Origin of the sequence: Nocardia sp. NPDC047648 (genome assembly GCF_040642815.1) — a bacterium.
Taxonomy (GTDB): Bacteria; Actinomycetota; Actinomycetes; order Mycobacteriales; family Mycobacteriaceae; genus Nocardia; species Nocardia gamkensis.
In genome coordinates, this window is sequence record NZ_JBEYSX010000017.1 from 16689 (window position 1) to 32409 (window position 15721).

5 protein-coding genes are annotated in these 15721 nt (G+C 72.1%); 1 reads left to right on the forward strand and 4 read right to left on the reverse strand.

Annotated elements, in window-relative coordinates; genetic code table 11:
• Positions 1–30 precede the first annotated feature (30 nt).
• The gene (locus ABZ803_RS29140) at positions 31–1029 is read left to right on the forward strand and encodes a Gfo/Idh/MocA family oxidoreductase (protein WP_357044147.1); all 999 of its coding nucleotides are present in this window, start codon (positions 31–33) and stop codon (positions 1027–1029) included.
• On the opposite strand, the gene ABZ803_RS29145 is transcribed toward ABZ803_RS29140, so the two are convergent.
• Genes ABZ803_RS29145 through ABZ803_RS29160 form a run of 4 tightly spaced genes read right to left on the reverse strand, consistent with a single transcriptional unit; the run spans position 1012 to position 15690 of the window.
• On the reverse strand, positions 1012–2253 hold the full coding sequence (locus ABZ803_RS29145) for a glycosyltransferase (RefSeq protein ID WP_357044149.1): 1242 nt from the start codon (positions 2251–2253) through the stop codon (positions 1012–1014). The two genes, ABZ803_RS29140 and ABZ803_RS29145, sit on opposite strands and share 18 nt — an antisense overlap.
• On the reverse strand, positions 2250–3344 hold the full coding sequence (locus ABZ803_RS29150) for an alpha/beta fold hydrolase (protein ID WP_357044151.1): 1095 nt from the start codon (positions 3342–3344) through the stop codon (positions 2250–2252). Before ABZ803_RS29150 ends, ABZ803_RS29145 begins: the two co-directional genes overlap by 4 nt.
• The gene (locus ABZ803_RS29155) at positions 3344–5593 is read right to left on the reverse strand and encodes a thioester reductase domain-containing protein (protein WP_357044153.1); all 2250 of its coding nucleotides are present in this window, start codon (positions 5591–5593) and stop codon (positions 3344–3346) included. Before ABZ803_RS29155 ends, ABZ803_RS29150 begins: the two co-directional genes overlap by 1 nt.
• Before the next feature lie 23 nt (positions 5594–5616).
• Positions 5617–15690 carry an HAD-IIIC family phosphatase gene (locus tag ABZ803_RS29160; RefSeq protein WP_357044155.1) on the reverse strand — a complete coding sequence of 3358 codons (10074 nt, stop codon included), beginning with the start codon at positions 15688–15690 and terminating at the stop codon, positions 5617–5619.
• Between the last annotated feature and the right edge of the window lie 31 nt (positions 15691–15721).

The following is a 15721-nucleotide window of genomic DNA, read 5'->3' on the forward strand; positions in this document are numbered from 1 at the left end:
GCAAGCGGATCCATTGCTACAGTCGCGCCCATGACACCATCCGGACAGCCCCTGCGGATCGGCATCCTGGGCGCCGCCCGCATCGCGCCCGCCGCCGTCGTGCGACCCGCAGGGGCGAACGCGGACACGGTGGTCGCCGCCGTGGCTGCCCGCGAGCCGGAACGCGGGCGGGCGTTCGCGCGCGAACACGGTATCGCGCAGGTCTTCGACAGCTATGCCGCGCTGATCGCCGCGCCCGACATCGACGCGGTCTACAACCCGCTGCCGAACGGTCTGCACGGCCGGTGGACGAAGGAGGCGCTCGCCGCGGGCAAGCACGTGCTGTGCGAGAAACCGTTCACCGCCAACGCCGCCGAGGCCGAGGAGATCGCGGCGCTGGCCGCGAGGTCGGACCGGGTGGTCATGGAGGCCTTCCACTACCGCTACCACCCGATGACCAGGCGGGCCGAGGAGATCATCGCCTCCGGCGAACTCGGCGAGCTGGTGCGGGTGGACACCGCGATGTGTTTTCCGCTGCCGCGATTCTCCGACATCCGCTATGACTACGCCCTCGCGGGCGGGGCGCTGATGGACGCGGGCTGCTACGCGGTGCACATGGCCCGGGTCTTCGGCGGCGAGAACCCGGAGGTCATCGCCGCGACCGCGAAATTGCGCGGCCCGCACATCGACCGCGCGATGAGCGCCGAACTGCGCTTCCCCTCCGGGCATACCGGGCGGGTGCGCTGCTCGATGTGGTCGTCGGACCTGCTGCGCATCGGGGCGCGCGTGGTGGGCGAACGCGGTGAACTGCGGTTGCTCAATCCGGTGGCGCCGCAACTGCCGCGCAGGCTGTCGGTGCGTTCGCGGGGCGGCAGGCGCACGGAGAAGATCTCGCGCCGCAGCACCTACGCCTATCAGCTCGACGCCTTCGTCGCGGCGGTGCGGCACGGGGAGCCGGTGCTCACCTCCGCCCAGGACGCGGTGGCGACGATGACCGTCATCGATGCGATCTACGCGGCCGCGGGCCTGCCGCTACGGCAACCGGCTTGACGCGGCGGTCGCGATCGCCTCGGTGTAGACCGCGACCAGTCGTTCGGTGAACCGCGACTGCAGCGTTCGGCCCGCGTGGCGTGCCAAGACCTCGCGCATGGCGGTGAGCCGGTCCGGTTGAGCCGCCAGCAGCCGCAGCGCTTCGGTGAGTGCGGCCGTCGAGGCGTCGCGGGCCCGGAATTCGCCGCCCTCGGGCACGGTTTCGGTGACGTCGGGGTCGCAGTGCAGCACGGGAAGGCCCACCGCGACCGCCTCGAGCAGAACCATGCCTTGCGTGTCACACCCGGCGGAGGGGAACAGCAGCACATCGTGGGCACGCATGGCCGCCAAGCACTGCGCCTGGCTCACCTCGCCGTGCAGCCGAACCCGCTCGTGCAGCCCGAGCCGGTCGACGGCCGCGCGCAGGCGCGCCTCCAACGCTCCCGCACCGTAGATGTCGAGGGTGCAGCCCTCGGCCCGGTGCACCGCCTCGATGGCGTCCAGCGGCCGCTTCTCCGCCGAGAACCTGCCGCACCACAGCACGCGCAGCAACGGGTCCCGGCCACGGGGCCGCTCGGGGAGAGCGCGCACCAGATCGTCGTCGACTCCGTTGGACACCACGTGCATCGGCCGATCCACCCCGTGCGCGGCCAACCGCTGGGCGAAATGCCGTGTCGGCACCACGACGTGGTCGGCTGCTCGCGCCTGCGCGACCAGCGGCCGCCAGGCGTGGCGTGCCATGCGGCTTTCCGCCGACTTCGGCATCGTCCCGCGCAGGCCGACGAAGCTGCCGTGCAGCACGCGCATGGTGAGCGCGGCGAGGTAGGGAAACGGGGAATTGCGTTCGATGAAGGAGTCGTCGCGGCTGTGCATGGACTGCACCGCCGCAAGGCCGTGGCGGCGCGCGGCGCGCAATCCGGCGATGCCCGCTCCGTAGGTGGTCTGCGCGTGCACGACATCGAAACCGCGCTCGGCGAACACCGCGTCGATGAGGCGGGCATTCCTTCGGGTCGGCAGGGCGACCGGATAGCCGTTCACGGCCAATCCGGCCGTGGTGGCGAGCACGACGATCCCGGGATCCGGCGGCACGGGATCCGGCGGGGGGATGGTGAACACGGTGACGCGATGCCCCAGTCGTTCCAAGGCCGTGCGCTGCGCGCGCATCGACGTCTGGATTCCCCCGAGGGTGGCCGGATGGAAGTCCGCGAACATCGCGATGCGCAACGAGCGGTCGTCCGCGCTCACGCGGTGCCCCGTCCGGCCGCGGAAGGCGCACAGCCGTCGAGGAATTCGAGGATGTGCCCGTATACGTCGAGCGCGGCGCCGCGACCGAGGAAGGTGTCGAGGTGGCCGTAGGAAGGGATCTCGATGTAGCGCACGTCCAGCCCGGGATGGCGGGTGGTGAGCACGTCGTGGCACAGCTTGTTGGAGTCGAGCCAGACCTCGTTGCGGCTGCCCGACAACAGCAGCACCGGGCAATCGATCCGGTCGGCGTGGTCGAGGGCGTTCTCCGGGAGCACGCGGTAGCGGTCGTCGTTGTCGTTCCAGCGTTGCACCGCGTGCGCCAGCTCCATCCGCCGCAGCTGGGGCAGCACATGAACCGGGATCGGCCCGAACAGTTCCGCCAAACGGTCGTGGGTGCGCGGATCGAGGTGGTCGTGGACGAACAGCTGCGCGCCCATGCCCCAGCTGCCGTGCACCATCCGGCAGGTGGGGTCGGTGCATTCCCCTTTCCGGGTGAGCAGGGCGTAGAGCAGTGTTTTGCGTGACCACAGCCCGACTCTGCGGAAGTCGGACTCGAGGTGGTGGACGCGGGAGCCGAGCAGTTCGCCGCCCACGAGCACGCGCATCCGCACCGCGCTGCTCACTTTCGGGGTGAGGAAGACCCCCTGGGCCACGACGCCGGCCAAGCCGGGCAGCAGTCCCGCGGCCATGCTCATCGACAGCGCCAAGGCCCCGACGCAGTGCGCGACCACGAACAGTGGCCGGTCGCCGATGCGCAGGCGGATCTCCTCGACGGCTCCGGGGAGGTCGTAGAGGGCCACGTCGTCGAAGCTGAAACGCGGCCCGGCGGCGTTGTAGGGCAGTCGGGAGCTGCCGCGCCAGTCCAGCAGCCACGGTTGGTATCCCGCGTCGAGCAGCGCGTCGACGACCGTGCGGATCTCCGGCGCCAGGAACATCTCCGAGGAGACGCCGTGGCCGTGGACCAGCAGGACCGCGGGCCGGTCGGCCTCGGCGGCGACGACGCGGCGCAAGCCCAGCCGCAGACCGTCGGCGGCACGGAACGGGATCTCCTCCAGCGTCGGGGCGGCGCCCGGCCGGATCGGGGTGAGCATCAGCGCGACTCCTTCGCGTTTCGGCGCAGATCCAGCAGCTCGGTGCCCACGCGCAACGCCGGTTCCAGCAGGCCCTTACCGAGCTGGGAACCGAACCAGCTCAGCCACAACAATTTCGCGGTCCGCCGCTGGCGCTCGGACAATCGCGGATCGACCTGAATGCCATCGATCTGATCGCGCAAATAGGTCTCCAGCGGCACGGCGACTTCGCCGCTGAGGCTCGCCGGTTCGCCCTCGCGGCCGAGTTCCACGGTCAGCGTGCGCGCCTGCCTGATGAGGGTGCGGCGCGCCTCGGCGTATTTGTAACCGGACAGCCACCACCGCCCGCCGTCGGCGTCGCGCAGCGACAGCCGGTAGTGCATCAGCGGATGCCGCAGTCCGTGCCGGATCGGGATGCCGTCGTGCGGGCGCACCGACAGCACACCGGACACGGTGAGGGGTTCGTCGTGCAGGCGTGCGCACCGTAGTTCGCCACCGACATCGACCGTGCGCCCGGCCACCAGCTGGTGGGTGCTCGCGATGGACAAGCGCAGATTCAGGGTGCAGGAGGTGTCGGCCGCCCCGTCCACGGCTCCGAGGGTGCCCGCCAGGGTTTCCGCGAACCACAGATACGGTGCGTCCCGCGGCTGCGGCAGCCGGGCCAGACCGGTGCCCGCGAGCATTTCCAGCGTCTTGCTTTGTGACCGAGCGCCGTAGCGGACCGGCTGGGGCAGGTTGTGGGCGCGCAGGAAGGCGCGGGTTCGGTCGTCGGTGGCGGCGGGAACGGAGGCCATCGTCTCCAGCGGGTGGCGCGCGACCGGGCTCTGCAACACCTGCGCCAGCGATTCCAGCTCCGGGACCGGCTCGGTGCGGATCCGTTCCACCACCTCGTCACACCAGGCGGCCCAATGCTGCACCCGCATGTCCATGCCCAGCGCCGCCGACTCGCCGAGCATCTGCTCCAGCGTGGTCGGCGTGCCGGTGAGATGGTAGTTGTGGCCCCACGCCCCCGGCGCGCACACGATGGCCGCCGCGACCTTGCTGACCCAATCCACCGGGGCGACATGGAGATTGCGCAGCGCGGGGACGGTGCCGAACCGCGACAGGGCCGCGATGATGCCGCTGTTGAGGTCGCGGGGGTTGTGCGCACCGGTCTCCCGGTGTCCGCCGATTCCACCGGGTCGCAGCACCGTGACCACCAGTCCGTGCTCACGCGCCCGCCGCATCACCGCCTCGGCCGCCCACTTCGTGCGGTCGTAGCCGATCACGAGCTTGCCGATATTCGCCACCGGATCGTCCTCGCCCATCGAGGCGATGCCGAGTTCGTTGAACACCGCGATCGAGGAGATGTGGTGCAGCGGTTTCGGTCTGCCGGTCGCGGCCAGCCGGGCGAGGGTCAGCGGGCCGAGCACGTTGCCGCGGCGCAGGGATCGGTAGCCGCGCAGGAAGTCCACCGCGGCGCCCACGTTGACGATCGCGTCGACCTCGTCCGCCAGCGCGGTCCAGCGTTGCTCGGACAGGCCGAGGTTCGGCTCCCGCAGGTCGCCGGCCAGCACCGTCACCCGCCTGCGCACCTCCGGTGACCACGGCAGCAGGAACCGCGTCAGCGCGGCGGCCAGCCGGTCGAGGCCGTCGGTCTCGTCCCGCGCGCGAACCAGGCAGACGACGTGGGCGTCGCTGCCGCGCAACAGGTCCAGCAGCAGATGGCTGCCGAGGAAACCGGTGGCGCCGGTGAGCAGCACACGGCGTGGCGCCACCCGCTCCGGCGGGTCGACCAGCGGCAACCGGTCGGCTCCGGCGACATCGGACATCAGCTGCGCGAACTCGTCGTCCACCGAATCGGATGCCGGCGCGATGCTCTCGTGGTCCCTGGCGTCCGTACCGGTGCCCAGCCAGCGCCGCGCGAGCCTGCGCGGACGCGCGTCGGCGAACACGTCGTCCAACTCCAGGTGCACGTCGAGTTCGCGGGCGAGCGCCGCCACGAACTGCACCGCCGCGACGGAGGTGGCGCCGCCGTCGAAGAAATCCGTGTCCGGGCCGACGGTTTCGGCGGTGAATCGGTTCGCCAGCCGGGTGACCGCCGCCGTGAGCGACTCCGGATCCCACTGTTCGCGACGTTCGATCGCCGCCGTCGCGGGGGGCGCGTCGCCACCCGCGCGCGCGAGCAACGCGGACACGTCCAGGCCGCCACCGCGCTCGATGGCCTCGGCGAGGTCGCGGCGATCGGCTCGCTCGAGACGCGGCGGGTGCTCGCCGTTCGGACTGCGCACGGGAAACTCCTTGTCGGCCATGATCATCGCGCCCAGGACCGGAACGTCCGCAGGCGATCCAGCGGCACCTCGACATCGAGCCGCTCGGTATCGGTGGCGCCACCGCCCAGGGCGGCGGCCAACCGGCGGGCGGGCACGTTGCGCTCGGTGCGGTGGACGGTCATGCGCACCGTCGTGCAACCCAGCGCGGCCGCGCGGTCGGCCAGCCAGCCCAGCAGGTGTTCCTCGACGCCGCGGCCGAGGGCGCGGCAGCTGAGATGCCATCCGCGCACACCCAGCGCGGTCCCCTCGGCGCGCAGCGCGAGCACGGCGATCGTTCCGTAGTCGCCGAACCGGTCGCGCGCCGCCGCGGTCCACACCTCGCCGTCCTCCTGCCAGCGGTCGACATCCTGCTCGGTGCTCGGGCCCAGAACGAATTGGCTGGTGCGCCGGATCAGCTGAGCGGCGCGCGCCCGGCTTCGGTCGGAGAGCCGCTCGACGGTCACCACCAGGTGCAGACTCTCGAGGAACCGCGCGAAGTCCAGTTGTTCGCGGGCCAGGTCGCGTTCGCGTTCGCGCCGGTAGAACTCCGCCCGCTCGGCGTCCTCCTCGGTCACCGCCACCGGCGTAACCGGCCACAATCGGGTCAGGAAGGCCTCCAGTTCCTCGATCGGCGGACAGGTCACCGCGAGCACTTCCGGCAGTCGGGAACGCATCTTCGCGATCTCCACCGGGTTGTCGTCGAGATAGACCACGTCGTCCGATGCCAGACCCAAGGTGCGCGCGGCCTCCTCGAGCCGTTCGGCTTTGCTGTCCCATCCGGTGGAGACGATGGCGAAGTCCGCGGCGTGCAGCGGACTGTCCGGACGGTCCAGGACCGCGTGCACGGAATCATCGTCGTTGTTGCTGATCAGCACCAGCAGGGTGCCCGCGGCACGCCACTGCCGCAGCCGCCGCGCCAGCGTGATCCGCGGCGGGTCGAAGGTGACCGCCGCGGGCCCGATTTCGCCCACGACGCCGCTCCACAAGGTGTCGTCGCCGTCCACGGCGATGACTTTCGGGGCGGGCAGCAACGCGACGCGCGCGACGGCGGCGAGCGTCAGCGCCACCGCCGCCTGGAACTCCTCGGTGAACGGCAGGTGCGCCAGCGCGTCGGTCTGCTCGTCGAAACGGTGTGCCACCGGGTGGTCACGGGTCCAGTCGGCTTCGGTGAGCACCGCGACGCCGGGAATCTCCCGCAGCCGTTCGGCGGTCAACCGCTCCCACCGCAGCAACCGCTCGTCGAGGCCGGGAGCGGGAAGCAGGCCGACGATGATCGGCACCCGGGCACGCTCGGCGGCCTCCCGGACGGCGGCGGGGTATTGCTCGGCCAGTTCGGTGAGCGAGTCGTCGGTGAGCGGACCGAATCGCTCCAGGTCGGCCGCCCGCAGCAGCACGATGCCCAGCGCGGTCGACGGCTGGGCGAAGACCCCGGACGGGTCGCGCAATCCGGCCAGGACGTGATGGTAGGGCGCTTCGAGCACGGTCCGCCCGTCCGCGCCGTGGGCATGCGCGGCCGCGCTGTATAGATCCGGCAGCTTCCCCAGCGCGAACGTGGCCCCGAACGCGACGCCTCGCGGTGTGTCCGTGCGCGGTGGGCGCACCGGCAGCCCGGAGTGCTCGACCACCTCGCCGAGCAGTGCCAGGTAGTCCTGACCGAGACGGGTGCAGGTCGCGTCGTCGATGATGTCGGCGTTGTAGGTGAACCAGATCTGATCCGCGTCGGCCAGCACGGCCACCATGAGGTCGAGATCGGAGTAACCGGTCCCCACCGGAACCAGGTCCGCGCGGTGGACGGCGGAATTGGCCCGCAGATAGTTGAAGTACACCTCGACCAGCGGCGCGTTGTCCCGATACAGGCCCTCCGCCGCGAGTGTGGTGAGGACGTCGGAGAAACCGGCTCCGGGCACCAGCAGCCGCCGTAGCCGGTCGCCGGTCCGGTGCAGCAGGTCATCGATCGACTCGCCGGGCTCGACGGTCGCCGGATAGGGCACCGGCACACCGAAATAGCCGACGGCTGTCGGCGCGTCGGCGTGGATGCGGGTGTCCACCGGGACGGCGAGCGCGAAACGATCGGTGTCCTGCCGCCGGGCCAGCAGCACCGTCAGGGTGCCGAGGAACAGCGCCGCCGGCGTGATGCCCAGCTCCCGGGCCCGCCACGCCGCGCGGTCCTGCAGCCCCTCGGGCAGTTCCAGCAGCACCTCCCCGGCTCGGTGACTGCGCTGCGCGGGCCGGGGGCGGGCGAGGGTGAGGTCGAGGCGGCGGCAGCCGGTGAACTCCCTGCGCCATGCGGCGTCGGGCTCGGCCTGCGGTGCCTGCGCGGCGAGCAGATCGTGGATGTCCTTGTTGGACAGTGTTTCCGGGTAGTGCGCGCCGGACAGCTCGGCACCGATCTCCCCGGCGACCAGCATCATCGATTGGACATCGCACATGCCGTGGTGGGCACCGAAGATCAGGGTCTGTTCGCCGGACTCGGACGTCAGCAGTTCGAACCGCCACAGCGGCCCCTGCGCCAGGTCGAACGGTTCGCGCATCAGCTCACGGAACCGGGTGCGCGCCACGGCGTCGTCGAGCCGGTCGACCGCCGAACTGCGCAGCAGCGGCCCGCCCGGGCGGGACCGCACCTGCAGCCGGGTGCCGTGCTCGTCGCTGGGCACGATCACCGTGCGCAGCGCGGCGTGGCGTCCGGCGAGGCGGGCGAGCATCGCTTCCGCGTCGGTGTGGCCGATCGCCCTGGGCAGGCGCATGGCCAGTCCGCCGGTCTGGGCGACACTCGGAATGCCCTGCTGGGCGGTGCGCAGCAGCCGCATCAGGTCTCGCGTGACGGGCAGGGTGACGACCTCGGGGACGTCCTGCTCGGCCGGACGCGCGGCAGGCACGGCGGTGTCCGTGTGCGCCGCCTCGGCGACGAGGTATTCGGCCAGCGCGGCGGCGCTCTGGTTGGCGAGGATCTCGCCGAGCGGGACCAGGATGCCGGTATCGTCGCGCAACCGGTTGCGCAGTTCCACCGCCATCAGCGAATCCATGCCCAGCCCCTGGAACGACCGGTCCGGTGCGATGGCGTCCGCACCGGTATGTCCCAGCACGTCGGCGGCGACGCGCGCCACCACGTCGACCGCGACCGCGGTCGCCTCACCGGGCGGCAATCCGCGCAGCCGCTCGGCGAAGCGCGACCGTACCGACGGGTCGGCCACGTCGCGGTGCGCGGCCGTGCGGCGCGCAGGCGGACGGACCAGCCCGCGCAGCAGCAACGGCACGTACGGCGCGCGCCGCATCGCGTCGGCATCGATCCGCATCGGCGCTAGCACCGGCTCGGCCCGCCGCAGCGCCGCGTCGAACGCGGCCAAACCGTCCCGCGCGCTGAGCGGGCGCATGCCGGAGCGTTCCATGCGACGGATGTCCGCCGCCGCCATCACCTCGTGCATGTCCAGGCTCCACGGACCCCACGCCAGCGACTGAGCGGTGCGCCCTCGGGCGACGCGGTGGGTGGCGAGGGCATCGAGGTAGGCGTTGGCGGCGGCGTAGTTCGCCTGTCCGGGATTGCCGAGGACGCCCGCCACGGACGAGAACAGCACGAAGCACGACAGGTCCATGTCCGCGGTCAGCTCGTGCAGGTGATGCGCCGCGTCGACCTTCGGGCGCAGGACCGCGGCGAGCCGGTCGGGAGTCAGCGAGCCCAGCGTGCCGTCGTCGAGCACCATCGCGGCGTGGACGACGCCGCTGAGCGTGCGTCCGCGCAGCACCTCGGCCAGCGCGGCGCGATCGGCCACGTCGCAGCGGGCGAAGACCACTTCCGCTCCCAGACCGGTGAGTTCGGCGCGCAACTCGTCGGCACCGGGACCGTCGGCGCCCCGGCGGCTGACCAGCAGCAGCTTGCCGACCCCGTGGGCTCGCACCAGATGCCGGGCCAGCAGCGAGCCGAGCCGTCCCGGCGCTCCGGTGACGAGCACGTACCCGTCGCCGAACTCCACGCCGCCCCGCGCGGCCTCGGCCATGGGCGCTCGCGCGAGCCGCGGCGCGGACAGGGCGCCGTCGCGCACGAGAACCTGCGCCGCCCCGCAGGCCAGGACGGTCGCGATATCGACCTCGGCGTCGGCGCTGTCGACCAGCACGATGCGATCCGGGTTCTCCGACTGCGCCGCCCGCGCCAAGCCCCAGACCGCCGCTCCCGCGGTGTTCGGGACGTCCTCGCCGGGCAGCGCCATCGCCCGGCGGGTGCGCACGACGATGGCCGCCGCCGTCAGGCGCGGATCGTCCAGTGCCGCTTGCAAGGCTTCCAGCGTGCGCCGGACCGCGGCGTGCACGGCGTCGATCGAATCACCCTCGGCGACGTCGATGAGCACCGCCTCCGGCGCCGGATCGTGCGGGCCGAGCAGCGACCAGGGCACGGCGACGACCGGCCGGACCGCCGCCGGCGCCGCGAGCGCCGACCACTCCGGCCGGAACAACGTGCGATGCGCGGCGGACAGCGCCCCGTCGAGCACCTGCGCGGCGGGCGCGGGCCGCAGGATCAGCGACCGCACCGACACGACCGGGCGGCCGGTGTGATCGTTCGCCAGGACACGCACCCCGTCCGAGCCGTCACGGGTGATCCGGACGCGCAACGCCGTCGCGCCGGAGGCATGCAAGCTCACCCCCGCCCAGGCGAACGGCAGCAGCGCCGAACCACTGTCGTCCGCGCCGAGCAGAAGCGCCGCGTGCAGGGCGGAGTCGAGCAATGCGGGATGGATCTCGAACCGCGCGGCGTCGCCGTGCGCGGACTCCGGAAGCGCCACCTCGGCGAAGACTTCCTCCCCGCGCCGCCATGCCGCGCGCACCGACCGGAACAGCGGCCCGTACCGGTGTCCGCGATCGGACAGCCGCGCGTACATGTCGGCCACGTCCACGGCCGTCGCACCCGCCGGAGGCCACTGCGCGGTGTCGCCGCCGCTGGTCTCGGTTCCGTGGGTCGCCGCCAGCACCCCGCGGGCGTGCAACGTCCACGAGGTGTCGAGATCGCGCTCGAGCCGGGAGTGGATCGACACCGGGTGGTCACCATCGGGGTCGGCGTCGGCGACCACCACTTGGATCTGCGTCGCGGCATCCTGCGCGAGCACCAGCGGCGCGTGCAGCACGAGTTCGCGCACGTGTCCGGCGGCCACCTCGTCACCGGCGCGGACCGCGAGCTCGACCAGCCCGGTGCCGGGCAGCACCACCGCGGCGGGCGCGGCGTGCTCGGCCAGCCACGGATGCGTCCGCAGCGAGATCCGGCCGGTCAGCGTCACACCGCCGGAATCGGGGTGCGGCACGACCGCGCCGACGAAAGGATGACCCGCGGGCCGCAACCCCAGTGCCGCGGCGTCCTCGGACACCGGCTCGGTCCAGAACCGCCGCCGGTCGAAGGCGTAGGTCGGCAGCTCGACGCTGCCGCGTGCGGGCACAAGGCGTGACCAGTCCAGGTCGCGGCCCGCCACCCAGAGCGCGGCCTGGGCGCGGGCCAGACTGCGTGGCCCGTCCTCGTCGCGCACCAGCGAACCGACCGCCACGACCTCGCCGCCGATGTCCTCCGCGACCGCGCGCACCGCCGTGGTCAGCAGCGGATGCACCCCGAGCTCGACGAAATACCGGAACCCGTCGCCGATCATGCGCTCGATCGTGCTCGCGAACCGGACCGGTTCGCGCGCGTTGCGGTACCAGTAGCCGCCGTCGGCGGAGTCGTCCGCCAGCTGTTCGCCGAGCACGGTGGAGTACCACGCGACGTCCGGTGGGGCCGCGCTCAACCCGGCGAGTTCGTCCAGCAGTCGCTGCCGGATCGGTTCCAGCAGCGCCGAATGCCCCGCCAGCGCCGGTCCCGCGGCCAGCACCCGGACCTCGACCTGGTCGTCCCGCAGCGCACGCACCAGTGTCTCCACCGCGTGGCGGGCTCCGGCCACGATCGTCGAGCCGGGCACATTGATCGCCGCGACCGACACCGCCTCGTCGGCCGCCAAGCGTTCCGCGAGCCGGTGCGCGGGCAGGCCGACCATCGCCATCGCGCCTTCCTCGGTGATGTCCGCCATCAGGCGGCTGCGTGCCACGACCACGCGGGCGGCGTCGTCGAGGCTCAACGCACCCGAGACGTAGGCCGCGGCGATCTCGCCCTGGCTGTGCCCGATCACGGCGTCCGGTGTGACGCCCGCGTCCCGCCAAGTGGCCGCGAGCGCCGCCATCGTCGCGAACAGCAGCGGTTGCACGAGGGTGAAGTCGCCGAGTTGCGCCGCGGTGAAGGTGAACAGCCCGGTCGCCAGCGACCAGCCGGTGCGGTGCCGGAACGCCTCGTCGCAGCGGGCGAACTCGGCGCGGAACACCTCCGACCTGGCCAGCATGTCGCGCGCCATCCCCGCCCACTGCACGCCTTGCCCGGGGAAGACGAACGCCGTCTTGCCCGCGGTGAGCGCCGCGTCCGTGGCGGCCACGACATCGGGCACCGCCCGCTCCTCGACCAGATCGCCCAGGCCGGACAGCATTTCGTCGCGTGTGCCCGCGACCACGACGGCGCGCCATTCGAACGGTGTGCGCTGCAACGCCAGCGAGCGCGACACCGGCGCGGGGTCCAGCGCGGGGTCGCCGGTGACGCGCTCGAGCAGGCGACGCGCCTGACCGTGCAGCGCGGCCCGGTTGCGGGCCGAGATCGGCAGCAGCGCGACCCGGCGGTCGTCCGGAGCGTCGTCGAACGAGCCTGAGGTGTCGTCGACGGCGGGCGGGTCCTCGAGGATCAGGTGGGCGTTGGTTCCGCTGAGCCCGAACGCACTGACGCCCGCGCGGCGGGGCCGGGCACCCCGAGGCCATGGCGCCGAATCGGTGTGCACAACCAAACCGCTACCGGCCCAGTCGATCTGCGAGGTCGGCGGCCCGTCGTGGGCCATCCCCGGTATCCGCTCGTGCTGTAGCCCGAGGACCAGTTTGATGACCCCGCCGATTCCCGCCGCGGCCTGGGTGTGGCCCACGTTGGACTTCAGCGAGCCCACGCCGAGCGGGCGCCCTGGTTCGCGGCCGGGACCGAAGACGCGCGCCAGGGCGCGGGCTTCGATCGGATCGCCGAGGGCGGTGCCGGTGCCGTGCGCTTCGACGTAGTCCACGTCCGCGGGCGTCAGCCCGGCCGAGCGCAACGCCGCCTTGATGACCTGCTCCTGCGCGAAACCGTTGGGAGCGCTGATACCTTGGCTGCGGCCGTCCTGGTTGACCGCGGAGCCGCGGAACACCGCGAGCACCCGGTCACCGTCGCGCCGGGCGTCGTCGAGCCGCTTCAGCAGCACCAGACCGGCGCCCTCGGCCCACACCGTGCCGTCCGCCCCCGCCGAGAACGGCGCGCACCGCCCCGACGGCGACAGCACACCGAGTTTGCACAGCTCCACGTGCGCGGTCGGGCTCATCAGCAGCGTCGTGCCGCCCGCCAGGGCCAGATCGCATTCGCCCGCGCGCAACGCCTGCGCCGCCAGGTGCATGGCGACGATCGAGGAGGAGCACGCGGTGTCGAGGGTGACGGCCGGACCGTGCAATCCGAGTGTGTACGCGATCCGTCCGGATGCCACGGCAGGCGACAGCCCGGTGCCGACCTGCCCGTTCAACTGCTGCGGAGCCGGGTCGGCGAGATAGCCGGTGCTGTACACCCCGAAATAGACACCGGTCATGCTGCCCTGCAACCGCCTCGGGTCGCGACCGGACCGCTCGATCGCCTCCCAGCTCAGTTCCAGCATGAGCCGCTGCTGCGGGTCCATCACCGCCGCCTCACGCGGGCCGATACCGAAGAACGCGGCGTCGAACTCGTCCACCCGGGTGAGGTACCCGCCGCGGAAGGTGTACGCCTTGCCCTCGGCGGCCGGGTCCGGGTCGTAGAGCCCGTCGGTGCTCCAGCGCCCGGGCGGCACCTCGGACAGGCCGTCGCGTCCCTCGTCCAGCAGGCGCCACAACGATTCCGGATCGTCGGCGCCGCCGGGGAAACGACAGGCCATCGCGATGATCGCGATGGCATCGTCGGTGCGCCCTGACGGGACGGGTGCGGCCTCGGCTGCGGTGCGCGCCTGCGTCGGGACAGACACGGCGTCGGGTTCGCCGTCGGTGTGCTGTCGGTCCGGGACGGGCGTGGCCTCTGCTTCGGCGGGGTGCAGCGCCGCCACCACTTGCGCGATGGTGGGGTGCTCGAAGAACAGGTTGGTGTCCAGGGTCCGCCCGACCTGGTCGGACAGCTCCACGACGAGCTCGACCAGATCGGCGGAGCCGAGGCCGAATTCGACCAGCGGCCGGTGCACGTCGATGCGCGCCGGATCGAGATACGCCAGCCGGGCGATGATGTCCACCAGTCGGCTCTGCATGGCGTCGGCGCTCATCGCCGCACCGCCCGGCGCGGCGGGTGGGACGCCGATCTCGTCGAATTCGCCTCGCAGGGACAGCAGCGGCGACAACGCGTCGTCGAGATAAGCGGCGCGGCAGGCTTGCCGCTGCACCTTGCCACTGCTGGTCTTGAGCAGGGCGCCGGGCCGGATCAAGACCACCGATCGCAGAGTGAGTCCGTGCTCGGCGCCGATCGCCGCGCGGATCGCGTCCTCGGCGTCGGCGAGTTCGGCCGGGTCCTCGGTGCGTACCTCCGCGACCACCACGGGCAGTTCCCCGTCGAGGCCCTCGTCTACGGAGAACGCCGCGACGCAGCCCGCGCGCACGGTGTCGTGCGCGGTTTCGGCCGTCAGCTCCAGATCCTGCGGGTAGTGGTTCTTGCCGTCGATGATCAGCAGATCCTTGCGCCTGCCCGTGACGAACAGCTCACCGCCGGACACGAAACCCAGATCCCCGGTCCGCAGGAACGCGCGATCGTCGTCGCCGAGCCGGGCGTGGAAGGTCTCGGCGGTGGCCGCTTCGTTGCCGAAGTATCCGGCGGCGACACTGGTGCCGGACACCCAGATCTCGCCCTCGGTGCCGTCGGCGCATTCGGTGCGGCGCTCGGGGTCGACGATGACGATCGACAGCCCTTCGACCGGGCGTCCCACCCCGGCCAGCTCGGAGCGCCCGGGCGGCAGGACGACCGTCGGAGGCGCGCCGAGTTCGGCGGCGCTGACGATGAGCGTCGCCTCGGCCAAGCCATAGACCGGCTGGAACGATTCGGCCCGGAATCCGGCGCAGGCGAAGGTGTCGGCGAACCGGCGCACGGTGGCCGGACGCACCGTCTCCGAGCCGTTGAACGCCACCTTCCAGCCGCGCAGGTCGAGCCGGTCGATCTGCTCGGAGGTCATCCGGCGCAGGCACAGTTCGTAGCCGAAGTTGGGACCGCCGCTGGTGTGCGCGCCGAACTCCGACACCGCCTGCGGCCAGCGTTCGGGGCGTTGCAGGAAGTGCCGGGGAGACAACAGCACCGCGTTCGCGCCGACGAACATCGTCTGCAGAACCGGCGCGATGAGCCCCATATCGTGGTACATCGGCAGCCAGCTGACGAACAGCGCGTCGGTGAGCGAGGCAAGCACCTCCGGCGTATGGCCCAGTGCCGTGGCGATGGCGCGCTCGTTGTGCAGCAGGTTCGCGTGGGTGACCACGACGCCGCGGGGCGCGCTGGTCGAACCGGAGGTGTATTGCAGGAAGGCGACCGAGTCCGGGCCGACGGCGGGCTGTCGCCATGCGGCGGCCGCGTCGTCGGCGATCTCGTCGGTCGCCAGCCACGTGAGCGCACCCAGTTCGGGAACTTCCGCGACCGCCGCTGTCGCGTCGACGCGGACCTGGCCGGTGGTGAGCACCGCGCCGACGTCGGCATCGGTGACCATGTGCCGCAACCGCCGCAGCGACCGGGTGTCCAGTTGCGGCAGCGGCGCGGGCACGGCGACGACGTTCGCGGCCAGGCAGCCGAAAAAGGCCGCGATGAAATCCAATCCGGACGGATACAGCAGCAGCGCCCGGCGGACGCCGCGGTCCTGCAACGCGGCGGCGATGGCCCGCGCCCGGGCCGACACGGCGGCGTAGGTGATCTCGTCGATGGCGCCGTCGGCGTCACCGGTGCGCAGGAAGCGGTAGGCCGTGGTGTCGGTCAGGGTCTCGCCGCGGGCGAGCAGGACATCGACGAACGAACGGTAATCGGTCATGCGGTAACAACCTTCGGAACTCGACTGTCAC

Coding starts and splice junctions, on each gene's coding strand:
- ABZ803_RS29150 (WP_357044151.1), bottom strand. CDS start 3,344: ATGCTCACCCCGATCCGGCCGGGCGCCGCCCCGACGCTGGAGGAGATC.
- ABZ803_RS29160 (WP_357044155.1), bottom strand. CDS start 15,690: ATGACCGATTACCGTTCGTTCGTCGATGTCCTGCTCGCCCGCGGCGAG.
- ABZ803_RS29140 (WP_357044147.1), top strand. CDS start 31: ATGACACCATCCGGACAGCCCCTGCGGATCGGCATCCTGGGCGCCGCC.